The 23,864-nt window shown below is 67.7% G+C and carries 22 protein-coding genes and 2 tRNA genes; 12 read left to right on the forward strand and 12 right to left on the reverse strand.

The window, feature by feature from the left end:
• The 7 genes from J8I34_RS34870 to J8I34_RS27390 all read right to left on the reverse strand — a co-directional run.
• Window positions 1-161 (reverse strand): NAD-dependent epimerase/dehydratase family protein (locus J8I34_RS34870; RefSeq protein WP_245176170.1); only part of this gene is annotated, 161 nt, incomplete at its 3' end.
• Window positions 158-1,093 carry a formyltransferase gene (locus J8I34_RS27365; RefSeq protein WP_209775619.1) on the reverse strand — a complete coding sequence of 312 codons (936 nt, stop codon included), beginning with the start codon at window positions 1,091-1,093 and terminating at the stop codon, window positions 158-160. The genes J8I34_RS27365 and J8I34_RS34870, both read right to left, overlap by 4 nt.
• On the reverse strand, window positions 1,093-2,085 hold the full coding sequence (locus J8I34_RS27370; protein WP_029049236.1) for a glycosyltransferase: 993 nt from the start codon (window positions 2,083-2,085) through the stop codon (window positions 1,093-1,095). The genes J8I34_RS27365 and J8I34_RS27370 overlap by 1 nt, the downstream gene beginning before the upstream one ends.
• Window positions 2,064-3,236 (reverse strand): DegT/DnrJ/EryC1/StrS family aminotransferase, encoded by a 1,173-nt coding sequence (locus J8I34_RS27375; protein WP_029049237.1) that lies wholly within the window; start codon window positions 3,234-3,236, stop codon window positions 2,064-2,066. The genes J8I34_RS27370 and J8I34_RS27375 overlap by 22 nt, the downstream gene beginning before the upstream one ends.
• 86 nt (window positions 3,237-3,322) lie before the next feature.
• On the reverse strand, window positions 3,323-3,694 hold the full coding sequence (locus J8I34_RS27380) for an EamA family transporter (RefSeq protein WP_029049238.1): 372 nt from the start codon (window positions 3,692-3,694) through the stop codon (window positions 3,323-3,325).
• A gap of 19 nt (window positions 3,695-3,713) precedes the next feature.
• On the reverse strand, window positions 3,714-5,450 hold the full coding sequence (locus J8I34_RS27385; protein ID WP_209807455.1) for an ArnT family glycosyltransferase: 1,737 nt from the start codon (window positions 5,448-5,450) through the stop codon (window positions 3,714-3,716).
• 298 nt (window positions 5,451-5,748) lie between these two features.
• Window positions 5,749-6,312, reverse strand: coding sequence for an HdeD family acid-resistance protein (locus tag J8I34_RS27390; protein ID WP_029049240.1), 564 nt, complete (start codon window positions 6,310-6,312; stop codon window positions 5,749-5,751).
• 197 nt (window positions 6,313-6,509) lie between these two features.
• On the opposite strand from J8I34_RS27390, the gene J8I34_RS27395 reads away from it, so the two are divergent.
• Window positions 6,510-7,412: a hypothetical protein gene (locus tag J8I34_RS27395; protein ID WP_029049241.1), complete on the forward strand. Its 903-nt coding sequence runs from the start codon at window positions 6,510-6,512 to the stop codon at window positions 7,410-7,412.
• A 71-nt stretch (window positions 7,413-7,483) separates the two neighbouring features.
• On the opposite strand, the gene J8I34_RS27400 is transcribed toward J8I34_RS27395, so the two are convergent.
• Together J8I34_RS27400 and J8I34_RS27405 are read right to left on the reverse strand one after the other, a co-directional pair.
• Entirely contained in the window at window positions 7,484-7,792 is a 309-nt protein-coding gene (locus J8I34_RS27400) for a hypothetical protein (protein WP_029049242.1), read from the reverse strand.
• Between the two features lie 194 nt (window positions 7,793-7,986).
• The gene (locus tag J8I34_RS27405) at window positions 7,987-8,928 is read right to left on the reverse strand and encodes an amino acid ABC transporter substrate-binding protein (RefSeq protein WP_209807456.1); all 942 of its coding nucleotides are present in this window, start codon (window positions 8,926-8,928) and stop codon (window positions 7,987-7,989) included.
• Window positions 8,929-9,179: 251 nt separating this feature from the next.
• Between J8I34_RS27405 and J8I34_RS27410 the strand changes: the two genes are divergently transcribed.
• The 7 genes from J8I34_RS27410 (at window position 9,180) to J8I34_RS27440 (ending at window position 16,190) form a co-directional block, all read left to right on the forward strand.
• Window positions 9,180-10,289 carry an acyltransferase family protein gene (locus J8I34_RS27410; protein ID WP_209775622.1) on the forward strand — a complete coding sequence of 370 codons (1,110 nt, stop codon included), beginning with the start codon at window positions 9,180-9,182 and terminating at the stop codon, window positions 10,287-10,289.
• Window positions 10,290-10,519: 230 nt separating this feature from the next.
• On the forward strand, window positions 10,520-11,758 hold the full coding sequence (locus J8I34_RS27415; RefSeq protein ID WP_029049245.1) for a GTP cyclohydrolase II: 1,239 nt from the start codon (window positions 10,520-10,522) through the stop codon (window positions 11,756-11,758).
• Window positions 11,755-13,077, forward strand: coding sequence for a URC4/urg3 family protein (locus J8I34_RS27420; RefSeq protein ID WP_029049246.1), 1,323 nt, complete (start codon window positions 11,755-11,757; stop codon window positions 13,075-13,077). The genes J8I34_RS27415 and J8I34_RS27420 overlap by 4 nt, the downstream gene beginning before the upstream one ends.
• 99 nt (window positions 13,078-13,176) lie before the next feature.
• The gene (upp, locus tag J8I34_RS27425; RefSeq protein ID WP_209775623.1) at window positions 13,177-13,884 is read left to right on the forward strand and encodes a uracil phosphoribosyltransferase; all 708 of its coding nucleotides are present in this window, start codon (window positions 13,177-13,179) and stop codon (window positions 13,882-13,884) included.
• Window positions 13,884-14,606: a TetR/AcrR family transcriptional regulator gene (locus tag J8I34_RS27430; protein WP_035878448.1), complete on the forward strand. Its 723-nt coding sequence runs from the start codon at window positions 13,884-13,886 to the stop codon at window positions 14,604-14,606. Before upp ends, J8I34_RS27430 begins: the two co-directional genes overlap by 1 nt.
• Window positions 14,607-14,708: 102 nt before the next feature.
• The gene (locus tag J8I34_RS27435) at window positions 14,709-15,995 is read left to right on the forward strand and encodes an amidohydrolase family protein (protein ID WP_209807457.1); all 1,287 of its coding nucleotides are present in this window, start codon (window positions 14,709-14,711) and stop codon (window positions 15,993-15,995) included.
• Window positions 15,996-16,103: 108 nt separating this feature from the next.
• Window positions 16,104-16,190 (forward strand) — tRNA-Leu (locus J8I34_RS27440).
• A 113-nt stretch (window positions 16,191-16,303) separates the two neighbouring features.
• On the opposite strand, the gene J8I34_RS34875 is transcribed toward J8I34_RS27440, so the two are convergent.
• The gene (locus J8I34_RS34875; protein ID WP_371748149.1) at window positions 16,304-16,978 is read right to left on the reverse strand and encodes a GGDEF domain-containing protein; all 675 of its coding nucleotides are present in this window, start codon (window positions 16,976-16,978) and stop codon (window positions 16,304-16,306) included.
• 571 nt (window positions 16,979-17,549) lie between these two features.
• On the opposite strand from J8I34_RS34875, the gene J8I34_RS34880 reads away from it, so the two are divergent.
• Window positions 17,550-18,002, forward strand: a complete 453-nt coding sequence (locus J8I34_RS34880; RefSeq protein ID WP_245176167.1) for a hypothetical protein — start codon at window positions 17,550-17,552, stop codon at window positions 18,000-18,002.
• Between the two features lie 479 nt (window positions 18,003-18,481).
• Window positions 18,482-19,309, forward strand: coding sequence for a hydrolase (locus J8I34_RS27450; RefSeq protein WP_369796521.1), 828 nt, complete (start codon window positions 18,482-18,484; stop codon window positions 19,307-19,309).
• A gap of 110 nt (window positions 19,310-19,419) precedes the next feature.
• Here J8I34_RS27450 and J8I34_RS27455 read toward each other — a convergent pair.
• Both J8I34_RS27455 and J8I34_RS27460 read right to left on the reverse strand, forming a co-directional pair.
• Window positions 19,420-19,496 (reverse strand) — tRNA-Arg (locus J8I34_RS27455).
• A gap of 80 nt (window positions 19,497-19,576) precedes the next feature.
• Window positions 19,577-21,286: an MBL fold metallo-hydrolase gene (locus tag J8I34_RS27460; protein ID WP_209807458.1), complete on the reverse strand. Its 1,710-nt coding sequence runs from the start codon at window positions 21,284-21,286 to the stop codon at window positions 19,577-19,579.
• 217 nt (window positions 21,287-21,503) lie between these two features.
• Here J8I34_RS27460 and J8I34_RS27465 point away from each other — a divergent pair, with 217 nt between their 5' ends.
• Together J8I34_RS27465 and J8I34_RS27470 are read left to right on the forward strand one after the other, a co-directional pair.
• Entirely contained in the window at window positions 21,504-21,881 is a 378-nt protein-coding gene (locus J8I34_RS27465; RefSeq protein WP_209775627.1) for a short-chain fatty acid transporter, read from the forward strand.
• 251 nt (window positions 21,882-22,132) lie between these two features.
• On the forward strand, window positions 22,133-23,551 hold the full coding sequence (locus J8I34_RS27470; protein ID WP_209807459.1) for a DUF1254 domain-containing protein: 1,419 nt from the start codon (window positions 22,133-22,135) through the stop codon (window positions 23,549-23,551).
• Window positions 23,552-23,864: the final 313 nt, after the last annotated feature.

Here is a 23,864-nt window from a genome sequence, read left to right on the forward strand (position 1 = left end):
TCACCTTCGAAGAAGTGCATGCGCGGGTGGTCGACGAGGTCGCCGAGGCGGTCCGTGTTCATGTCCATGCCGTAGACCTCCCACGGCGTGGTTTCCAGGATGCGGCGCGTCAGGTGATGGCCGATGAAGCCGTTGACGCCGAGAATCAGGACCTTTTTCATCGGTGTTCCTCGTTCGTTTGTTTTCTGAGAATCTGGGAAAAGGTATCGGGCGTGACCGGCGCCCCGTCATGCGCCAGCAATTCGGTGATGAGCACCGCACCGCCATCTCCGCACACGCCCACGATCCTGCCGTCATGCACGTGCAGGCCGGGCGGCAACCCGCCGGCGGCGCTGGCGGAGCCGGCCTGAAGGCGGCGTGCCTGCGCCACGATGAAGCGCTCCCCCGCCACCTCGGTGAACGCGCCGGGATAGGGCGGCGCGACCGCGCGGATCAGGTTGTAGACACTGGCAGCCGGCTGGCGCCAGTCGATGCGGCCGTCTTCCGGCTTGCGTCCGGAAAAATAGCTGCCTTCCTCAAGCGGGTTGGGCCGCTGTGGCGTATTGCCGGCGATCATCGCCGGCAATACGCGCCACAAGGTCTGTTCGGCGGCCACGGTGACCTTCTCGAAGACTTCGCCGGCGGTGTCGTCCGGCAGGATCGGCACGGCGGTCTGGTCGACGATATAGCCGGCATCGGGCCTGGCCTCCATCGCATGCAGCGTGGCGCCGGTTTCGGTCTCGCCGTGCAGCACCGCCCAGTTCACCGGCACGCGGCCGCGATACTTCGGCAGCAGCGATCCGTGCATGTTGAAGGCGCCGCCAGGGGCCAGCGCCAGCACTGCCGCGGGAATCATTGCGCGGTAGTAGAAGGAAAAGATCACGTCCGGGTGCGCATCGCGCACTGCCTGCGCGATCGCGGGGTCGGCGGGGTCCTCGCCGTAGAGGAAGGGAAGGCCCAGCTCGGCGGCGGTGTCCGCAACCCGGCGGAACCAGATGTTCTCGTCGGGACGGTCGCGGTGCGTGATGACCAGCGCCACTTCGACGCCGCGCGCATGCAGTACCCGCAGGCAGCGGTCGCCGACATTGTGATAGCCGAAGACGACGGCGCGCATTATCGCTCCACCTGCGCGGGGGCCGATGCGGCGCGCGCGGGGTCGGCCTCCAGCACCGCCTTGATGCGGTAACGAGGCCGGTCGCGCACTTCCTGGTAGATGCGGCCGACGTACTCGCCCAGCAGGCCCAGGCCGAACAGCAGGATGCCGATCAGGAAGAAGTTCATGGCGAACAGCGTGAACACACCCTGGACTTCAGAGCCGAACAGGAAGCGCCGTACCAGCAGCACTACCACCAGCACGCCTGAAAACAGCGACAGGATCGTGCCGATTGCCGAGAACCACTGCAGCGGCACGATCGAGAAGCCGGTCACCAGGTCGAAATTCAGGCGGATCAGCTGGTACAGCGAATACTTCGATTCCCCCGCGTGGCGCTGCTCGTGGCCGACCTCGATCTCGATGGGATTCGACGCGAAGGTATAGGCCAGCGCGGGGATAAAGGTGTTGACCTCGCGGCAGGCGTTGATGGTGTCGATCACGTTGCGGTCATAGGCGCGCAGCATGCAGCCCTGGTCCGTCATGCGGATCTTGGTGATGCGCTCGCGCAGCCGGTTCATCGCGCGCGACGCGTAGCGACGGAACGCGGTGTCATTGCGCTGGCGGCGGATGGTGCCGACGTAGTCATGGCCGGCGCGCATCGCCTCGACCAGGCGCGGGATTTCTTCCGGCGGGTTCTGCAGGTCGGCGTCGAGGGTGATGACGATCCTGCCGCGGGTATGCTCGAAGCCCGCCAGGATCGCCATGTGCTGGCCGAAATTGCCATTGAACAGCACCACCCGGGTCACGTCCGGGCGCTTGTGGAACTGCGCGGCCAGCAGGGCCGCCGAACGGTCGGTGCTGCCATCGTTGATGAAGATGACCTCGTAAGAGTTGCCAAGGCCATCCAGCGCCGGATAAAGGCGGTCGAACAGGGCTTGCAGCCCGTCTTCTTCGTTGTAGACCGGAATGACGACCGAAACTTCGACCGGGCTCATTTGGAGAGACGTTTGCATGTTTCGCTGAGGGTTGCGCAGACCCGCTCGACATCGGCGGCTTGCATCGCCGGGAACAGCGGCAGCGTGACGATGCCGCGCCCGATGCGTTCGGCATGCGGCAGCATGCCTTCGCGCCAGCCGAGCGAGCGGTAGTAGGTAAAAAGATGGACGGGCGGGTAATGCACGCCGGTGCCGATGCCGCGCTCGCGCATGGCTGCCATGACCTGCTGGCGCGCCTGCGCCGGACCGCCCTGCAGGCGCCCCGTCGGCAGCACCACCTGGAACATGTGCCAGTTGGTGGTGGCGGCCTGCGCATCGAGCGGCCGCGGCAGCTCGATGCCGAGCTCCGCCAGGCCGCTGTCGGCGGCGCAGCGGAAGTAGGCCTCGGCCAGTTCGGCGCGGCGCGCGGTGATGGCGTCGAGCTTGCCGAGCTGCGCCAGGCCTACCGCGGCATTGACGTCGGTCAGGTTGAACTTGCCGCCGGGTTCTTCCACGTCCATGCCGTCCAAGCCGGTGCGGATCACGCCCTGCAGCCGCAGGCGTTCGGCGCGCACGGCTTCTTCCGGCGTGTTCATCACCAGGCAGCCGCCCTCGATGGTGGTGATGTTCTTGTTGGCCTGGAAGCTGAAGCTGACCAGGTCGCCGAAAGCGCCGATGCGCTGGCCCTGCCAGCGCGAGTCGATCGCCTGGGCGGCGTCTTCGATCACGCGCAGGTCATGTTTCGAAGCAATGGCGTAGAGCCGGTCCATGTCGACTGGCAGGCCTGACAGGTACACCGGCATGATCGCGCGCGTGCGCGGCGTGATCGCGGCCTCGACCGCGTCCAGGTCCAGGTTGCGTGTGCGCGGGTCGATGTCGACGAACACCGGGCGCGCGCCGACCGCGATCACCACGTTGGCGGTGGCGACCCAGGTGATCGGGGTGGTGATGACTTCATCGCCAGGGCCGATATCCGCAATGCGCAGCGCGATTTCCATCGTCGCCGAGCCGTTGGCGAAAGTGCGAACCGGCCGTCCGCCGAACAGGTCCGACAGTGCGGCCTCGAAGGCCTGCATTTTCGGCCCCGAGGTGATCCAGCCGGAGGCCAGCACCTTGCCGACGTCGGCGATGGCGGCGGCATCGATTTCAGGCCGGACAAAGGGCAGGAAGTCGGAAGCAGGAGCAGTCATGGGCTTAAAAACGAAAGATCGACAAAAAATCCGCGAAAAATCGGTCCCGGTCGGTGAGGCAGGTCAGGCAAGCCAGGGTGGCCAGGTCAGGAGCGGGCGATCAGGAAGACGCCAGCCAGTATCAGCAGGATGCCGGCCACGCGCAAGGGGCCGATCATCTCGCCGAACAGCCACCAGGCGGCGAGCGCGTTGACCACATAGCCGAGCGACAGCATTGGGTAGGCGACCGACACGTCCACGCGCGACAGCCCCACGATCCACACGCCGACGCTGACCACGTACAGGGTCAGGCCGGCCAGCACCGGCCATTGCGTCAGCACGCGCAGCGCCGTGACGAGTAGCGTGCCGCGATCCAGCGTGATCGCGCCGATGGCGTTGACGCCGGCCTTCAGCAGCAGCTGGGCGGCTGCGTTGAGCAGCACGCCGGTAACGATAAACAGGAAAGTCGAAAGCGTCATGGCGCCAGGTCGTGCAGGGTTACTGTCCTTGGGATGGCGCGTGCGGGCCCTCGCCCGGCAGTGCAAAGTTGGCGACCGCCACGCGCCGGCGGTCGCCGGCGATCCGGTGCATCGGCACGCCGCGCGCCGCCAGCATCTTGTAGGTTTCGGGCATCATGATCGCCACGGCGCGCTGGCCGTCCTGCCAGCGCGAGATAAAGCCGTCGATGGTGGGGATCCACTTCCGCGGCTCCTGCCCGATGCCGAACGCCAGTTCGTCCCGGTGCGCGACCATGATGACGGTGCGGCGCAGGTAGAACGGCAGCGTATGGTCCAGCATGCCGACGCTGTACAGCGGCATCTGCGGCGTCAGCACCGCATTGATCGCCGGCACCAGGTCCGCGCCGGAACTGGGCCGGCCCATCGCCTCGTGGCCACGCAGCGCCACCGTGCAGCAGGCGAACATCGCCAGCGCATACACCACGATGCTGGGAAATACGCCGCGTGTGCGCAGCAGGCGCCGGGCAGCCACGGCCCCGGCCAGCATGATGGCAAAGGCAATGGCGATCCAGAAGGTGAATTCGCGGTACACGGCATTCGGCGTGCTCGGCTTGTCCAGCATGGCAACGAAGGGGCACGCCAGCAGCCCGATCACGCCCAGCGCAATCATGGCATTGACCTGCCAGCGCCACGCGCGTTCCGTGACCGTGTCAAGCGCCACGCCCGCCAGCAGCGCCAGTGCCGGAAAGATCGGCACGATATAGCCCGGCAGCTTGGATCCCGACAGGCTGAAGAACACGAAGATCGTCACGGCCCACAGCGCCGCCAGCAGCGCGGGCTGGAACGGCCGCGGCGAAGTGCCGCGCGCGACGCCGGCGCGCTCGCGCACCGCCTGCCACATCTGTGGTGCAAGCCCCAGCCAGGGCAGGAACCCGGCCAGCAGCAGCGGCACGAAGAACCAGATCGCGCCTTCGCGCTGGTGGACATGCGAGGTATAGCGCTGCCAGTGCTCGTGGATAAAGAAGAAATGCGGGAATTCAGGGTTGCGCACCGACACCAGCCAGAACCACGGCACGGTGACCGCGAGCAGCACCGCCGTGCCGGCCAGCAGATGGAGCCTGCGCCACAGGCCAGGATCGCGGGTGGCGAGGGTATAGACCACCAGCACCAGCCCGGGCAAGGCCAGCCCGACCAGCCCCTTGACCAGCACTGCCACGCCCATGGCGGCCCAGCACGCCAGCATCCAGTTGCGGCGCGCCGCGGGCGTGGCGTCCGGGTGCTGTGCGATGAGCATGCAGGCCAGCACGCACGCCATCGCGCCGGCCAGGGTCATGTCCAGCGAATTGAAATGCCCGGCGACATTCCACATCGGTGCCGCCAGCAGCGCCAGTCCGGCTAGCAGCGCCACGCGCTGCCCATACCAGCGCGCCGCGGCCAACATGGTCACGCCCAGGCCAAGCAGGCCGGACAACGCTACGCACAGGCGCGCCTGCCAGTCGCCGACACCGAACAGCGTATAGGCCAGCGAGGTCACCCACAGGTGGAAGGGTGGTTTCTCGAAGTACTTGAATTCGTGGTAGCGGATCGTCACCCAGTCGCCGGTGACGAACATCTCGCGCGCGATTTCGGCGTAGCGGCCCTCGTCGGAGCGCAGCAGGTGGCGCATGTCGAGCGTGCCGAACCAGACCAGCAGTACGGCAAGGCTGACCAGCACGACAGCACTGGTGGTGGCACCAACCGACAGCCCGGCATACCGCGAGGTCGATGAACTACGCATAGAACTCCTGGAAAGACGACGGATTGGGATGGTCTTGCGTGGGTGCGCGATGACGGGAAGCCATCACAACGCATCAGGCCGTCCATTGGTGGACAGCCAACCGGCGACCTGGTCAGGGCAAGCCGGAAGACATGCTGGATGGCCGCGCCGACAGCCGTTGCCGAGCGCCTGGGGCGCCACAGCCGCGGCGGAGGCACGCGCGGCGGGCAATGGTAGCACGGCGACGGGGTGCCCCTTGAGACGCCACGCTCCGCACGACGGGCGGGCGGCGAGCGCCGGTAGGCCCGCAGGATGGCGCTCAGGCCGCCTGGACGCCCGCTGCGGCCGGACGCGCGCGGCGCAGGCGGAACGCGACGGCGATCAGCAGGATGCCGCACACGATGGCCCATGCGCCGATCATCCACAGCACCGCCAGCGCCCCCGCCAGCGGCTGCCACAGTACCAGGAAGGCAAAGGCAATGCTGACCAGGCCCGCCAGGATCAGCCACCATTCGTTGGGGATCTCCTTGCGCAACCGGATCGCGGCGACGATCTGCAGCACGCCCGTGGCCAGCGTCCATACCGCGATGTAGACCAGCAGCGACAGCGCGGTGATAGCCGGGCTGAACCATGTCAGCGCGCCCACGCCGAGGCCGAGCAGGCCCTGCAGCGCAAGGATCCAGCGGTCGCTGGTCTCGCGGTCCCTGCCGGAGATGGCCATGACCAGGGCCATCAGCCCGTCGGCCGCGGCAAAGGCGCCGAATACGATCACCAGCGCGGCCAGCGTGGCGATCGGCGCGAAGAACGCGCAGAAGCCGAAGACCAGCGCAAACAGGCCGCGCAGGGCGACCACCCACCACAGTTTCGCGTAGTACTGAAGCATGGAACCTCCCTCTGGGCCCGCGCGGGCCGGTACACGGGAACAGCCCGGCGGCCTCAGGCATGTGGCCCTGGCCACCGCTAAGGGTCAGCGAGATAGCCACTTGCACGAAAAACACCAATAATCTGAGTGGCCAGGCGGACGCGTGGCAGGCCGGGCGGGATATCGGGGGCGCCAGGTCATTCTAGACAGGGATTCATGTGAAGACAAAGGCGCAACAGTACCGGCTTGCCAGCCTTGCCGCAGTGGCGTCCACGCTGCTGGCCATGCCGGCAGCGGCGCAGCCGGCGGCGCCCGCCGGTGCCGCCGCGACAGCCGTCAATGCCGCCGCGCAGGTGGCTGCCACGCAGATGGCCGCGTCGGCGGCGGCCGTGCTTTGCAACGCGCCATGGTTCCGCTCCGGCTCGCATGTGCAGCTGGAGGGCGACGGCGCCATGCCGATGTCGATCCGCATGACGCTGCGCGATGTCGGGCGCAGCGCATCCGGCTGCCGCGCGCAGCTGACGGTCAGCTCCAAGTCGGCGATGTCGGCGCTGATGGGGCCGCCGGTGATCATGGAACAGGTGCATGAGGTCGTGATCGACCGGCGCACGCCCGATGACGAGACCAGCATCGAAAGCCAGCGTGCGATCATCAATGCCCGCGCCCGCTATGCGCGCATGTACGGCGAAGCCTCGTTCCGGGGCAAGGGCGTCTTCAACTACGCCGGCATGGATCTGCGCGAAGGCAGCAGGCTCGAAGGCGAGACGTTCCAGTCCAGCGTATCGCTCAAGGTCTATCCCCTCGGCTCCGACGAAGTGGTCAGCACCATGCGCGCCCTGCATGCATCGATCCATATCGGCTCGCGCCAGGTGGGCCGGCGCCAGGTGATCGAAACCGTGATGGGGCGCAAGGAATGCCTGCCGATCACCTATGAGAAGCGCACTTCGCTGGGGCCGGTGATGGTGGGCGAGGAAGTCGTGCAGGTCGAACCCTCGCTGATGCTCGTGACCGACTGGTACTGCCCGTCCGAAGCCTTCGTGCTGCGCACCGAGGTGCGGCAGGACGGCAATGTGCAGCGCATCGACGTCACCGCGCTGGAGCGCGACACGCAGGCGCCATAAAGTGGCGTTGGCCCGCGCAGGGCACAAAAAAACCCGCCTCGGCGGGTTTTTTCGTCGGAGCCATTGCCGTTTCAGCTGGCGGCCGGCGCCGGAGCGGCCTTCTTCTTGGCCTTCGGCTTGGAGGACTTCTTCGCCGGCTTCGGCTCGGCGGCCGGAGCGGCGGGGTTCAGGTCGCTGCGCGTGCTCTTGTTCGCGCCCTGGCTGTACGGGTCGAACTTGTCGCCGGCCTTGGCACCCTGCGAGTACGGGTCGAATTTCTCGCCCGACTTTGCACCCTGGGAATACGGATCGAACTGCTTCTTGCCGGTACCCTGCGCCTGGGCGGCCAGCGAGGCGGCGCCGAGGCAGAGCGCGATCGCGGTCGCGACAAACTTGTTCATGGTTTCTCCTGAGAAATGCCGCCGTCGGGCGGTCGTGTATGTGGCCTATCCCACGCAGGGATGGCTCGGGCCAGTGTCGCCAACATCGTTTGTCGCTGTCAACTTGGGGCTTGCCCGGCGCGGCACTCTCATGGAAACCCTGAATTGCGGCCGCGGTCCGGCTGCGGGCGGGGTCTTTGCTGGCGGGATCCGGGTTACTCGGTGACGGCGTCGGAAGGATGCTTCCACGCCGCGCGCACCTCGCCCGAAGGCGTCAGCGCCAGGTTGATGCCACGACTGCCGATCGGCTGCTGGAACCAGCGCTTCTGCAGCGCGACCACGTCCGGGCCGGTGAAGGCAGTGGCGAGCGCCTGGTCGACCAGGCGCTTCCATTCCGGATCAGCCTTGGACAACATCAGCGCGTTCTGCTCGACCGACAGCGACGGGCCCACGATCAAGTACTGCGACGGATCCTTGGCGCGCGCACGCAGTCCGGCCAGCAGCACGTCATCCATCACGAAGGCCTGGGCGCGGCCGGATTCGAGCAGCAGGAACGACTCGCCATGGTCCTTGGCGTAGACGTCGTGGTAGCCGTACTGGCCCTTCAGGCGGCGCACGTGGCGGTCGCCGGTCGAGCCCGCGCTGGTGACCACGGTCTTGCCGCGCAGGTCGCCAAGCGAGCGGATGCCAGAGTCGGCGCGGACCAGCATGCGCACGGTCGAGACATAGTGCGAGACGCTGAAGGCCACCTGCTTCTGGCGCTCGAGCGAGTTGGTGTTGGGGGCGCAGTCGAGGTCGACCAGCCCGTTGACCACCGCCGGAATGCGGTTCTGCGGCGTCAGTGGCATCCAGCGCACTTTCAGGTCTTTCAGGCCCAGCTTCTGGCGCGCCGCTTCGGCGGCGCGCAGGCACAGATCGACCGCGTAGCCGGCCGGCTGGCCCTTGTCGTCGGCAAAGGAAAAGGGCAGCGCCGATTCACGGTAGCCCAGCACAATGGTGCCGGAATCGCGGATCTTGTCGAGCACGGGAGTTTGCGACTGGGCATTGGCCGCAGCCGGCGTCAGCGCGGCGGCCATGACACCGAAGGCGAGCGCCGCAAGGGGGCGACGCGCGCTGGACAAAGGGGCAAGCAGGGAAGACAGGACAGAGACGGACATTCGGGAAACCGGATAGCTGGCCGGCGGTGCGGCAAAGACGCTAGGGTATACCCCAGCCTTCGCTGGGCGAAGGATAAAGTCGTCATAAGCAAATGCCTCTCCGGTGAGACATGGAAGCCCAAAGCAGGCAAAGGGCAACAATCGTTGCCAGTGTGTAACCAATCCGCAATTTGTGGATGCGACGCCACATGTCAATCGGGGCAAACAGGTAGAATCGCGCCTTCCGTGCGCTTTGTCAGATCCCAAGAACAATGAGCCCCCGTCCGTCACGCCTGCCCTGCATCGACGCGCTCAAGGCGGTCAGCTCCCAGCTGATCGTGCTGCATCACCTCGCTTTCTACGGTCCGATGTCCGACACTGCCTACCGCCTGGCCCCGGGGGTGGTGGACTGGCTGTATGACTACGCCCGCATCGCAGTCCAGGTGTTCCTGGTGATCAGCGGCTTCCTGGCCGCGCGCAGCCTGGCACCGCACGGCCGGCTCGAAACCCGCGAACATCCACTGGCGATGCTGTGGCGCCGCTACCTGAAGCTGGTGGTGCCATTCGCCGTCGCGCTGCTGCTGAGCATTGCCGGCTCCGCGCTGGCGCGGCAGTGGATGATCCATGAATCGATCCCGGCACCTGCGCACCTGACGCAGTTCCTGGCGCACCTCACGCTGCTGCATAACGTGCTGGATGTTGATGCGCTCTCGGCCGGTGTCTGGTACGTCGCGATCGACCTCCAGCTGTTCGGGCTGCTGCTGGTGGCGCTGTGGGCCGCACGCGCCCTGGCGCCGCGTCAGGCGCAGGCGGGCGCCGTTGCCGGCATCGGCGTGGTCGCGCTGCTGGCGGTCGCGTCGCTGTTCTGGTTCAACCGCGATGCCGCCTGGGATATCTGGGCGGTGTACTTCTTCGGCGCCTATGGCATGGGCACGCTGGCATGGTGGGCCTCGAACCCGGGCCGGTCGGCCATGCCGATGCTGGTGATCGGCGCGGTGGCGCTGGCGGCGCTGATCGTCGATTTCCGCTTGCGCATCGCCGTGGCGCTGGCCACCGCGCTGCTGCTGGCCATCTCCCGCCGCGGCGGCTGGATGGAGCGCTGGCCGCGCGGCCATGTGGTCGGTTTCTTCGGCCGCATTTCCTATTCGGTCTTCCTGGTGCACTTCCCGGTGTGCCTGCTGGTCAACGCGCTGGTGTCGAACCTTGCGCCTGGGGAGCCGTTGCTGAACGCGCTGGGCATGGCGGCCGCGTGGGCACTGAGCAACGTTGCCGGCGCGCTGTTCCATCGCTACGTGGAGAGCGCAAGCCCGCTGGCCGGGCTGCGGGCGGCGTGGGCCTGGCTGTCAGACTCGCGCGGATCGGCGAGCCGTCCTACTGTCTAAGGCTTGCAACCCTGCGCGCGCGGCGTTGCCTCCTGCTGGTGCGCGCGCACCGTCGGCGTCATGTCCCCGGCACGCCCTGCGTGCATGCGCGTCGCCCCGCTTGCGTACGGCTCCATACGGAGCGCGGCAAAACTCACGTAAACCGGCATTGGGCGATGGCATGAACGTTGCCTAGTATGGAAGTGTAAACCTGACCGTTTGGTCAGGATTCCATCGGAACCGAGGGTGCCATGTCCGACCATATCGTCCTCACTTCGCACGCACGCCGCGGCAAGCCGGCCGAGCCGATCCACTGGGGGGCGCCCACCGCAGCCGAACGCGGACCAGTGATCGCGAGCCTGGCGAATCCCGCGCAGCGCAATGTGATCGGCACCCATGCCGGCGCCTACGCCATCTACCGCGCACTGGCGGTCGCCAGCGGCTCGCTGCAGCGCGACCATCGTCCCGACCTGACCGATACCGCACCCGCCGAGGCCATCGGCCCGCACCCGCAATGGGCCGATCCGGAAAAGATCGTCTCGCTCGATCCCTGGGGCCACCTCGTTTCCTCCGTCTTCGCCGACCGCATTGCGGCGGGCGTGGATATCCGCCCGACCATTGCCGTCACGCGCGCGCATATCAACATGCCCGAACTGATATCGGCGATGGCTGCCGGCCGGCTGACGCCAGACGGCAGCATCCTCTATGCCAATGGCGACGTGCGCGTGACCAAGGCGGCGGTCGATCCGGTCTGGTACCTGCCGGGGCTGGCGGCGCGCTTCGGCATCAAGGAGAGCGTGTTGCGGCGCAGCCTGTTCGAGCAGACCGGCGGCATGTTCCCGGAGCTGGTCACGCGGCCCGACCTTAAAGTGTTCCTGCCGCCCATCGGGGGCATGACACTGTACTTCTTCGGCGACGTCAGCCAGCTCGGCAAGCCCGAGACCAAAGTGGCTTGCCGCGTGCACGATGAATGCAACGGATCCGACGTGTTCGGGTCAGACATCTGTACCTGCCGGCCATACCTGGCACATGGCATCGAAGTGTGCATCGAGATGGCGCAGCAGGGCGGTGTGGGGCTGGTGGTCTACAACCGCAAGGAGGGCCGCGCGCTGGGCGAGGTGACCAAGTTCCTGGTCTACAACGCCCGCAAGCGGCAGGCGGGTGGCGACCGCGCCGAGACTTACTTTGCCCGCACCGAATGCGTGGCAGGCGTGCAGGACATGCGTTTCCAGGAGCTGATGCCGGATGTGTTCCACTGGCTGGGCATCCGTCGCATCGACCGCTGGGCGTCGATGAGCAACATGAAGCATGGCGCGCTGGTGGCGCAGGGCATCGAGGTGGTCGAGCAGGTGGCGATCCCCGAAACCCTGATCCCGGCGGACGCCCGTGTCGAGATCGACGCCAAGGTGGCGGCCGGCTACTTTACGCGCTACACGCCGCCAGATGCCGATGAACTGGCCCTGGCAAAGGGCAGGGGGTTGAACGAATGACAATGTATCCCGAAGAGGATCGTGGCGGCATGGACCGTCGGGGAGCAGGCGAGGAAATGCGTCCGGGTGGGGGCTGGCTCAGCCCCGTGCCGGAAGGGCACCCCGCTTCCGCGCTGCTGTGCGCGGAGGCCGTGCGCACACATTGCGCGGCGGTCACCGAGCACGTGGCCAGCGGCGCGTCCGAATTGTTTACCTGGCACCCCGACCGCATCCACGCGATCGCCGACTACGTGGCCAGCACCATCCGGCAGCGCTATCCGGACCTGCAGGTGCCTTATCACAGCCGCTGGCGCCACTTCGAGAGCGGCGGCGTCGACCAGCGTGTGGACCGCTGGCAGGTGCTGTGCGAGCGCGCCGGCCTGAGCGGGCCCGAGCACCGCGAAGAGCGCGCCCGCATCGGCATCGACCTGGTGATCCCGAGCGTACTGCTCGACGCCGGCGCGGGCCCCGACTGGCGCTACCGCGATCCGGCCAGCGACCTGGTGCTGACCCGCTCCGAGGGGCTGGGCGTGGCCAGCTTCGTCTTGTTCGCACGCGGCGGCTTTTCCGCGGCGCCCGGCGACCCGCTGCGCGCGGATGCCGAGCGGCTGCAGCGCATCGATGCCGACAGCATCGCCCACGCCTTCCAGGTAGCGCAGCACAACCCGCTGGTGGGCCTGGAAGGCCGCGCCGGGCTGCTGCGCCGGCTGGGCGAGGTGATGGAAGCTACGCCGGCGCTGTTCGGGCGGCCCGCGCGGCTGGGCAACCTGTTCGACTACCTGAAGGCACATGCGGTCAACGAGCGGCTCGACGCCAGCTTTCTGCTGCGCACGCTGCTGGTGGGGCTGGGGCCGGTCTGGCCGGGGCGTATCGTGGTCGAGGGTGTGTCGCTGGGCGATTGCTGGCACCATCCTGCCGCGCCCGGCGGGCTGGTGCCATTCCACAAGCTCACGCAGTGGCTGACTTATTCGCTGCTGGAACCACTGGAAGATGCGGGCCTGACGGTCACCGGGCTGGATGCGCTGACCGGGCTGCCTGAGTACCGCAACGGCGGCCTGCTGTTCGACTTCGAACTGATGGTGCCGCGCGATGCGTCCTTTATCGCCGAGCCGCATGCGGTGGACGAGCCCGTGATCGTCGAATGGCGCGCGCTGACGGTGACTGGCCTGGACCTGGTGGCCGATGGCGTGCGCCAGGCGCTGGGACTGGCGGAAGCCGACTTCCCGCTGGCGCGCGTGCTGGAAGGCGGCACCTGGGCCGCAGGCCGGCGCATCGCCGCCAAGCGGCGCCCGGGCGGTGCGCCGCCGTTCAGCATCGTCAGCGACGGCACCGTGTTCTGAGCACGGCGGGCGCCCCTGCGCCCGCCGCGATCGCGTTCCGCGATCTGCAAGGTTTGCGTTGGATAACGTGGCTTCAAACATGGCATCAGGAGCGTCCCCATGAACGACATGTCCGCTGTTCCCGCTGTTCCCGACGCTGTTCCCGGTGTAGCCGGCCGCGACGACAACGCTGCCGGCATGCCCGGCGTGCTGGTCGTCGACCATCCGCTCGTGCAGCACAAGGTCACGCTGGTGCGCAGCGAGGAAACCACCACCGACAATTTCCGCCGCCTGGTGCGCGAGATCAGCCAGTTGCTGACCTACGAAGCCACGCGCGACCTGGCGATGGAAACCATTTCCATCCGCACCCCAATCGCGCCGACGCAGTCGCGCATACTGTCGGGCAAGAAGCTGTGCCTGGTGTCGATCCTGCGTGCCGGCAATGGTTTCATCGACGGCATGCTGGAATTGCTGCCGGCGGCGCGCGTCGGTCATATCGGGCTGTACCGCGACCCCGAGACGCTCGAGCCGATCGAGTACTACTTCAAGATGCCGGAAGATATCCACGAGCGCATGGTCATCGTGGTCGATCCGATGCTGGCCACCGGCAACTCGGCCATTGCCGCGCTGAACCGGCTGAAGGAGGCGGGCGTCACCACCATGAAATACGTGTGCCTGATCGCCTCGCGTCCGGGCTTGCGCGCGCTGCGTGCCGCGCATCCCGAAGTGGGGATCGTCACCGCCGCGATCGACGAGACGCTCAACGAGCACGGCTACATCGTGCCCGGCCTGGGCGATGCCGGCGACCGCCTCTACGGCACACGGTGATGGACCCGGGCGCCAGCGCCACACCGCGCCGGGCGCTGCCGGCGCATGGCATACCGCTTGCGCACGAAGGGCCTGCCGGCCGCATCCGGCAGGAAAACCAGGCCATGATCATGCGCGCGGCCGAGTACGTGTTCGCGCGCGCGGGGTTTGCCGGCGCCACCATGGCCGAGATCGCGACGCGCGCCGGCGTGCCCAAGTCGAACCTGCACTACTACTTCCGCACCAAGCAGGCGCTGTACCGCGCGGTGCTGGCCCACACGCTGCAGCTGTGGCTGTCGGAGACCGATATCATCCGCGCCGAACTGCCGCCGCAGGTGGCGCTGGAGCAGTACATCCGCGCCAAGATGCGCTTGTCCGCCAGCCATCCCGACGCCTCGCGCGTGTTTGCCAACGAACTGCTGCACGGCGCGCCGGAGATCGGCGAGATCCTGCGCCATGCGCTGCGCGAACTGGTGGCGCGCAAGGCCGCGGTGGTGCAGCAATGGATCGACAGCGGCCAGATGGCACCGGTGGACCCGCAGCACCTGTTCTTTACCATCTGGGCCGCAACGCAGACCTATGCCGATTTCGAGTCGCAGGTCTGCGCCGTGCTCGGTGTGAGCCAGTTGGGGCGGCAGGACTATGCGCAGGCGACCGAGCACCTGGTGGCGCTGCTGCTGCGCGGCTGCGGCCTCGCGCCCGAGGCCATGACCATGCAGGTGCTGGCTGACAGGCAGGGGTGAGCGCATCGTCCGTACCGTCCGCACGCGTGCTGCCTGCGCCCCGCGCGGCCATGCGATCATGCGCCATGCTTTCCGTCTGAACCTTCCCCTTCAAGAGACGCCATGCTCGACCTGATCCTGCGGCACTGCAACCTGCCCGACGGGCGCACCGGCATCGATATCGGCATTGCCGAAGGCCGCATCGCCGCGGTGGAACCGGCGCTGGCCGCGCGGGCCGCCGAGGAAATCGATGCCGCCGGCCAGCTGGTGACGCCGCCGTTCGTCGACGCGCATTTCCATATGGACTCGACGCTGTCGTACGGGCTGCCGCGCGTGAACCAGTCCGGCACGCTGCTCGAAGGCATTGCGCTGTGGGGCGAACTCAAGCCGATGCTGACGCAGGAAGCGCTGGTCGAACGCGCACTGGCCTACTGCGACTGGGCCGTGGCGCGCGGGCTGCTGGCGATCCGCTCGCACGTCGACGTCTGCGACCCGCGCCTGCTCGCGGTGGAAGCGCTACTGCACGTGCGCGAGCGCGTGCGTCCTTACCTCGACCTGCAGCTGGTGGCGTTCCCGCAGGACGGCGTGCTACGCGCACCCGGCGCGCTGCAGAACCTGACGCGCGCGCTCGACATGGGCGTCGAGGTGGTCGGCGGCATCCCGCATTTCGAGCGCACCATGGCGCAGGGCGCGGAATCGGTGCGGCTGCTGTGCGAGCTGGCGGCCGAGCGCGGGCTGCGCGTCGACATGCATTGCGACGAAAGCGACGACCCGCTGTCGCGCCATATCGAGACGCTGGCGAGCGAGACGGTGCGGCTCGGCCTGCATGGCCGCGTGGCCGGCTCGCACCTGACCTCGATGCACTCGATGGACAACTACTACGTGTCCAAGCTGCTCCCGCTGATGCGCGAGGCCGGCGTCGCGGCAATCGCCAACCCGCTGATCAACATCACGCTGCAGGGGCGGCACGACAGCTACCCCAGGCGCCGCGGCATGACGCGCGTGCCTGAACTGCTGGCGGCCGGCGTGCCGGTCGCGTTCGGCCACGACTGCGTGATGGACCCGTGGTACGCCCTGGGCTCGGGCGACATGCTTGAAGTCGCGCATATGGGCCTGCATGTGGCGCAGATGACCGGGCAGGAGGCGATGCGGGCCTGCTTTGCAGCGGTGACCACGGCGCCGGCGCACATCCTTGGTCTGGACGGCTACGGCATCGCGCCGGGCTGTAGGGCCGACCTGGTGCTGCTGCAGGCGCGCGACCCGGTCGAGGCGATCCGGCTGCGCGCCACGCGGCTGCGCGTGCTGCGGGCTGGCAAGACCATCGCCGCCACGCCGCCTGCGACGGTGGCGCTGCAGTTGCCCGGACGGCCGGCGCACGTGGATTTCATGCGGCGGGGTGGCGAGCAGTAGGTTCACGCAGCATGCCCACGAAGATTTTTGTGCAGGACTGTTGACAACGTCTTGTATCGGCGGCATAATTTTCTTCTTCGCAACGCAGCAGCAATGCAGCGAAACGAAGCCCAGATGGCGGAATTGGTAGACGCACTAGGTTCAGGTCCTAGCGGTGGCAACACTGTGGAGGTTCGAGTCCTCTTCTGGGCACCAATATTCGGAAAGGCTCGCGCAAGCGAGCCTTTCGTCGTTTACGGGTCTCGTCCAGGGTCTCGATCCAGGGTCTCGTTCGCGGAGCCCCGCCGATCGAAATTCCGCCGGCAAGCTCAGGCCGCCGGTGCCTCTTCATTGCATTGCGCTTCGCGCACGCAATTGCGTCCCTCCGCCTTGGCCCGGTACATCGCGGCATCGGCCGCGGCGAACAGCTGCTGCCAGTGGCGTGCTCCGCCGTGCCCGATCGCGACGCCGAAACTGGCCGTCACCTGCAGGGACTTGCCGCCGGGCATGCGCACCGGGGCACGGGCGAGCGCCGCGCGCAGCGCTTCGGCCTGCGCGGCGGCCTCGCCCGGGCGGCCATGCGGCAGCAGCAGGGCGAATTCCTCGCCGCCGAAGCGGGCCAGCATGCTCTCCGGCGGTACCAGCGCGCGCATCAGCGTTGCCACCTCGCGCAACACTTCGTCGCCGGCCGCATGGCCATGGCGGTCGTTGATCTGCTTGAAGCGATCGACGTCGATCAGCACCAGGCTGGCACTGTGCTGCGCCGGGTAGCGGGCCGCCACCAGCTCCAGCGCGCGCCGGTTCAGCAGCCCGGTGAGGCTGTCGGTGCGTGCCTGGTGCTCCAGCTGGGCCGTCAGCGAGGCGCGTTCGCGCAGCTTGCGGCGCAGGATATCGATGGCATCGAACAGGGGCCGCATTTCCGTTGCGCGCGTGGCCATGCGCGGGGCCATTGCAGGCGGCGAGGCGTAGTCCGGATGGCCGCGTTCCTCGGCCAGGCCGATCACTTCGTCGCGCGCGCAGCAGTGGCAGGAACACCGAGCGCTGCGCGAACACCAGGATGTAGCCGAGTACCGCCAGGATCAGCGCCGTTGCGCCGCAGGCGGCCGCCAGCTCGCGCAGCGCCTGCGCGCGCGTGGCGGCGAAATGCGCGACCACCTCGTCCAGGAACACGCGGCGTAGCCGCTCCAGCGGTTCCAGCGTGCGCACGTAGCGATTCGTCAGTTCCTCGGGCGTCATCGAATAATGGCCAGACGCGCGTCCTTGCGCGACCAGGCTGTCGATCATCGCCATGCCCTGTCCGAAAAACTGGTGATTTGTGTCGGCGTAGGCGTGATCCAGCGCGGGCGAGTCGCCGAACATGTTGTACGCCGGGCCGGCCAGCTGCCATAGTTCGAGCAGCCGTCCGCGCGAGCGCGTGGCATCGACCAGGCTCTGCACCGGCATCGGCTGCCGCGCCGCCACGGGCGCCATGATCTGCGAGGCGATGCGCCCGCCATACTCGCGCAGGTCGCCCAGCATCTTGCCGGTCAGGGCGGCTGCCGCCAGACCTTCGTGACACGCGGACAATTCGCGCACTTGCCACGCGATGGCCGGCTGCAGCATGTCGACCACGTTGAACATGCTCTCGATCGCATGGCGGATCGCGTCCATGTCGCGTTCTGCAAGTGGGCGCGCGGCCAGCTGGTCGATCTCGGCGCGCGCCCGTTGCAGCCGCTCGCGCACGCGCTCGACCATCAGCGCCGGCAGGTGGTGGCTGTGCAGCCCGAAGGGCGGCGCGGGTGGGGCGGCCAGGCGCTGCAGCGCGGCGTCGCTCAGCGCGCGCATGGCGCGCAGGCGTGCGCGCGCGGCGCTGTCGGCCAGCGGCGGTTCGCCCAGCACGCTGTTGGCTGGCCCCCGTTCGGCGGACAGCACGTTGGCGGCGTCGAGCACGCCACGGTATGCCGAAATGTCGTGGAGGTTCTGCCGTGCGGCCATGAAGGTGCCGAACGAGCGCGCGATCACCAGCGCGGCCAGCACGAGCGTGCATAGCCCGCCGACCGCCGTCGCGATCGCCAGCTTGCGCTGCAGGCTGTTGCCACGCCGCGCTGCCGTCGCGGCGTTACGCCGGCGCGCGCGTTGCCACTGAGCCATCGGTGTTGCTCCCGGCGGCCGCGAGCCGGGCAGTGCATGGGAGATTCGTCATTCTCGCCATTATTGACGAAAAGGGGCATTTAAAGCGCAAAGCCGCGGCGATTTGATCCGGGCCATCCGAGCCGACGTGCGTCGCCGCATGTCCGACCGCGGTCGTCGTCCGGAACGCGGCCATTGCCAGCGCGCGGAGACCAACATTCCCCGCTAACGCAAGCAGGCGGATTGACCTATCCTCAAGCTCATCGGGCAGGCAGATATAACGTCCGAAGGTGGTTGCCATGACTATGGTCTTGTCATCATCGAGCGAGAGGGAGGAGGCGGGGTCTTGCCCCGGGTGGCACCCGTGTGCCACGCATCCGGGTCTGATCCGGCACCACTTGCAATGCTGCAGCATCCTGGCCGTGCTGATGTGTGCGCTGGCCCACGCGGATGATGCGGTTCCGGAAAGGGTTGTCGACAGCCAGGGCGTCTCCGGCTGGGACCAGCCGCTGCAGGCGCGGGCCGCGCCAGCGCCGGTCGCCGAGGCACCCGAGGCGCTGGTGGCCGACGCCGACATACCGGCCAATGCGTCCACCTTCTTCAGTAGTGCCCCCGAACCGGTCACCGTCGAGTACGCGACGCGGTCGCCCGAGCCTTCGTCGTCATTGCCGCTTGCGATGGGAGCGGGACCGGACGACGACGCGCCGGGCCCGGCCGTCGTGGACCGCGATCCCGCCGCCGTGGTCGATCGCCCGCGCCGCCTGACGCTGCACCTGGACGATGTCACCAGCGCCAGCGGCTTTGTCGACGGCAGCGTGCGCACCATGGCGCTGGCTGTCGATGCAGTGGTGCCGCGCGCCGGCGGCCTGACGATCCAGCCGCGGCTGCAGCTGGCCTATCAGCCCGGAATGTCGCCGGTCAGCGGCGTGCAGGCGCAGGGCATGCCCGGCGATTCCAGTGCCACCGGCATCGGCATACGGCTCTATGGCGCGCAGCCGACACGCCTGGCCGGCATCTATCCGTTCGTTGAAGCCGACTGGTGGCAGGACAGCCGCAAGCAAAGCATCAACATCAACGGCACGAAGATCGATGCCGACCTGCTGCGCGGGCTGTTCTCGTTCAATATCGGCGCGCACGGCAACACGGCAACCGGCGTGAAGCTGTGGTTCAAGGTGAAGGCGGGGCGCAATCCGGGGGGTACGGTCGGCGCGAGGTACCGGTGGTAGTTTCAGAGTGGCGGCGAGCGCTTGCGCACAGGATGGGGCGCAAATTTCGCGAAGAGGCGCCATGAAAAAAGGGCTTCCGTTTCCGGAAGCCCTTTTCCCTTCTGCATAGGTGGCGCGGCTGGCAGGATTCGAACCCACGACCCCTTGGTTCGTAGCCAAGTACTCTATCCAACTGAGCTACAGCCGCACACGAGAGGCCGAATTGTAGCGGAATTTCGGGATTGCGCAAGGGGTGCGCGAAAAAAACTTTGCGGCCGCTTACGGCGGCTATGCCGCCACCTCCGACCAGTCCCCGTCTGCTTCGCGTGCCTTGCCTTCATCCCGCAGCTTGAGCAGGTGCGCAAGCAGCGAGCGCTGCGCGACCGGGTGCATGCGCGGCGGCACGTCGTCATAGACGCGCAGCACCAGCGCTTCGATCGGCGCGGGCCCCAGTTCGCGCAGCGCAGCCGCGACCTTGGCTTCACGCTGCAGCCGGTGGCGGACCAGGAGGCGGATCGCGTCCTGCGGGCGCGCGATCAGGAAGCCGTGCCCGGGGGCGAGCCATTCCAGGTCTTCTTGCTGCAGGGCAGCCAGCGACTCGAGATAGGCGCGCATGTCTCCGTCAGGCGGACCGATCACGACCGTCGAGCCCTGCATCACGTGGTCCCCGGTAAACAGCGTCTTCTCTTCTTCGAGCAGGTAGCAGAGGTGGTTCGACGCGTGGCCCGGCGTATGGCAGACGCGCAGCGTGCAGCCGTCGCCGAGGGCGATGCGCTCGCCGTGCGCGAGTTCGCGCTGCGGCGCGAAGCCCGCATCCTGCCACTGGCCTGCGGGCGCGCCACGGCCCAGCACCGTTGCGCCGGTCGCAGCCTGCAGCGCGGCCGCCGCCGGAGAATGGTCGAGGTGCGTGTGCGTGGCGAAGATCCAGCGGATCGGGCCCGGTGCCGCGGCCAGGATGGCGCGCACATGTTCGGCGTCATCGGGGCCGGGATCGATCACGGCCCATTCGTTGCGCGCGCCGCCGCCCACCAGGTAGGTGTTGGTGCCGGGGCCGGTCATCACGCTGCCGTTGTTCGCGGTCACGCGCCAGACGCGCCCGGACAGCTGCACCGGCAAGCCGGGGCATAGCTCGTAACGGCCATGGTGCCGGCCTTCGGGGTCGATGCGGCCGATCTCGGCATAGCACGCTTCGTTGGGCATCACCGGCCGCACGCCCGCGGCGCCGGTGGCCAGGCGCGGCATGATGCAGGCGATGCCGCGCAGCTGCGCCGCATACGCAAAGCAGGCCTCGGCGTTCTCGAATTGCGCGATCGCCGCCAGCGTGCGGCGCGTGACGTGCATCATCGGCAGGCCGCTGGCGGGATCGGCGGCTTCGGCAGGGCGGATCCAGCGGTGTTCGACGATCTCGTTGCCATCGGCGATCACTTGCTGGCCTTCCGGCGCGATCGCGACGAAGAAGCGCGTATCGAAGCGCTTGGGCAGGCCCGGCGGCGTGAGCCAGTAGCTGTGGTAGGCCAGCCGGTCGGCAGCCAGCCGCAGCCCGAGTTGCTCGCATGCATGCGCCAGGCCGGGTCCGCCGCGCTGCACGGCGGCGCGCAGCAGCGTCTGCTGTCCGGCGTCGAGGGCATCGGGAGGCAGCAGGCGTCCGTCGTTGCCGTAGGCGAACAGCAGGCCGGCTTCTTCGAAGCATTCGCGTACCGCGGCAACATAGAAGTCCAGGCCGCCAGCCGGCAGCCCCAGGCGCTCGCTGGCGGCGATGTCGTCGAGGCCGTGGGCGTGCGCATGCAGCGCCTTGTCTTGCAGCGCGTCGAGCGTGCCGCCGGGGAACACATAGGCGCCGCTGCTGCGGTCGTTGGCGCGCTCGACGCGGCGGACCAGCAGGACTTCCATGCCGGTGGGCGCGTCGCGCACGACCAGCAGGCTGGCGGCATTGCGCAGCAATGGCGCGGGAATGGTGGTAGTGGCAGGGCGTGCGCCGCTTGTCTCTGTGGCTGTCATTGTGTCGGCATCGTGGTGTCTTGCGGCGCCGCGCGCTGCGCGCCGGCGCCGGGAGCCGATAGTTTAGCCGTGTTGGAAGATTCGCAATCGCGGGCAAATCCGGAGATGCCAGGGACGCGCGGCTTTGGCTTTTCCGCCCGAAGGCATTAATCTGATGGCTCCGCTTCACTTTTTGGGAGGGCGCCAGCGTGCGCGCTTCCGCTGGGAGGAGGTCCGCGTGATACGAGTTTCAATCCTGTGCCTGCCGCTGGCGTGCCTGCTCGCCGCCTGCGCTACGCCGCCGCAAACCGCGCCGCGCCCGGTCCCGCCCGCCACCACGCGGATCACGGTCGATCCCCAGGCCGTGTCCAGGGCCGCCTCCATCGCCTGCGTGCCGGCCGTTGCCGAAGCGCTCAAGCGCCGCTATCCGCAGCCCGGCAGCGTCATGCTGATGGCCGATCGCGAGCAGTACTACCAGCGGCCTGACGCGCAGACCTCGGTCAACGGCGAAGGCGTGTTCGAGCCCGATGACAGCTCGTCGGCGATCGGTTTTCACTATGCCTGCCTGTACAACGCGCGCACGGGCAAGGTCGATGATGTGCAGATGCGGTATTGAGCGGTAGGTATCGTGCGCTGTTTTCAGGTCCTGATCGGGTGATTCCGTTGCGTTGTGGAGGTGCTTTATCATCCACGTTCCGTGGACGCCCTCCCTTTGGTGTGATCGCCCTCTCTCCCCTGCGTGCGAGGAATTGACACGGCGCAAGGGGAGGGACAAGATGCGGGAGCAAACAGATGCGCCTCCGGGACGACATGCTGGCAGTCATAGCCGCAACGCCCGGACAAGGCGCAAGAATCGGGAACGGGGTCATGAAGCCTTCATTTCGTCTTATGGCGAGCGCGGTCACGCTCGCTGTCATGCTGTCCGGCTGCGCCAGCGCGCCGGATTCAGCCACCATCCAAACCGCCGCCGTCGAGCAGCCGCCGTCCGACCTGGCCATGAAAGCCCTGTCGGCCGAGGTCTTTACCTATGCCTATCCGCTGGTGCTGATGGACGTGACGCGTGAGCTGATGACGCTGCGCACGCCGGTCAACACCTTCAGCCACAAGCGCACGTTCCCGGATCCCAGCTTCACCGACGTGGTCAGCCCCAATGCCGATACGCTGTATTCGTCGGCATGGCTGGACCTGTCGCGCGAGCCGGTGATCCTGTCCGTGCCCGACACGCAAGGGCGCTATTACCTGATGCCGCTGCTGGATGCGTGGACCAATGTGTTTGCCTCGCCGGGCATGCGCACCACCGGCACCCGTCGCGGCAATTTCGCCATCACCGGACCCGACTGGCGCGGCACGCTGCCCAAGGGCGTGCAGGAAATCCGCTCGCCGACGTCGATGGTCTGGCTGATCGGGCGTACCCAGGTCAACGACAAGAAGGATCTTTCGGCGGTGCACCGGCTGCAGGACCAGTACCGGCTGACGCCGCTGTCAGCCTGGGGCGGCGGCCGCCGCGTGCCTGAGCGGCCCGCGCCGCGCGCCGCAGCGGTCGATACGCAGAGTTCGCCGGTGGAGCAGGTCGCGGCGATGGACGCGCAGGCCTTTTTCACGCGCTTTGCCGCGCTGCTGCCGGCAAATCCGCCGGCGCCGGCCGACAGCGCCATGGTGGAGAAGCTGCGCCGCATGGGCATCCATCCCGGCGTGCCGTTCAAGACCACGGTGATGGAACCGACCACCGCGCGCGCGGTGCAGGAGGGCGCGACCGCGGCGCTGGCGGCGATCGTGCAGGGCGCGCGCAAGGGCAATGCCGATGCCGGCAACGGCTGGGTCATGCACCGCGATCTCGGCAACTATGGCACCAACTACGGCCGCCGCGCTGTGACCGCGTCGGTAGGGCTGGGCGCCAACCTGCCGGAGGATGCGATCTACGCGTCGACACGGACCGATGCCAACGGCACGCCGCTGCAGGGCGGCGCGCGCTACGTGCTGCATTTCGACAAGGGCCAATTGCCGCCGGCGCGGGCGTTCTGGTCGCTGACGCTCTACGACGACCACCAGGCGTTTGTCCCCAACCCGATCCAGCGCTATGCCATCGGCAGCCGCGACCGCCTGCGCTACAACCGCGACGGCTCGCTCGACATCTATATCCAGCACGAACGCCCGGCGGGATCCCGGGCCGCCAACTGGCTGCCGGCCCCGCCCGACGGCCTGAACATGATGCTGCGCGCGTACTGGCCGGAGCAGGGGTTGCTCGATGGCAGCTGGATGCCGCCCCCGGTGATACGCGTGAACTAAGTCGGCAACGCTGCTGCTGGCAAGAAAAGAAGGCCGCATGCCTGCGAGTCTTTGCGTCGATGTATGCCTTCGGCCATGGGATATCGGTCAGCCACGCTTCATGATGGCTATCCGCCTCGGCCCCTTCCTGATTTCGTATCGGATCAGCACCTTGCAATCCTCTGCATCGATTGCATCCGGCTGGTCGCAGATATCCGCCGCCCGTTCCTCCTTGCGGTGAATCCATCGCCGTGCCTGCGGCATAAGCGAGGGCAAAAGCCTTGCGGTTGACCGACAAGGCGGTTGATTGCCAGCAGGCGGGTAACCATCGCAA

The organism is Cupriavidus phytohabitans (assembly GCF_017815025.1).
Taxonomy (GTDB): Bacteria; Pseudomonadota; Gammaproteobacteria; order Burkholderiales; family Burkholderiaceae; genus Cupriavidus.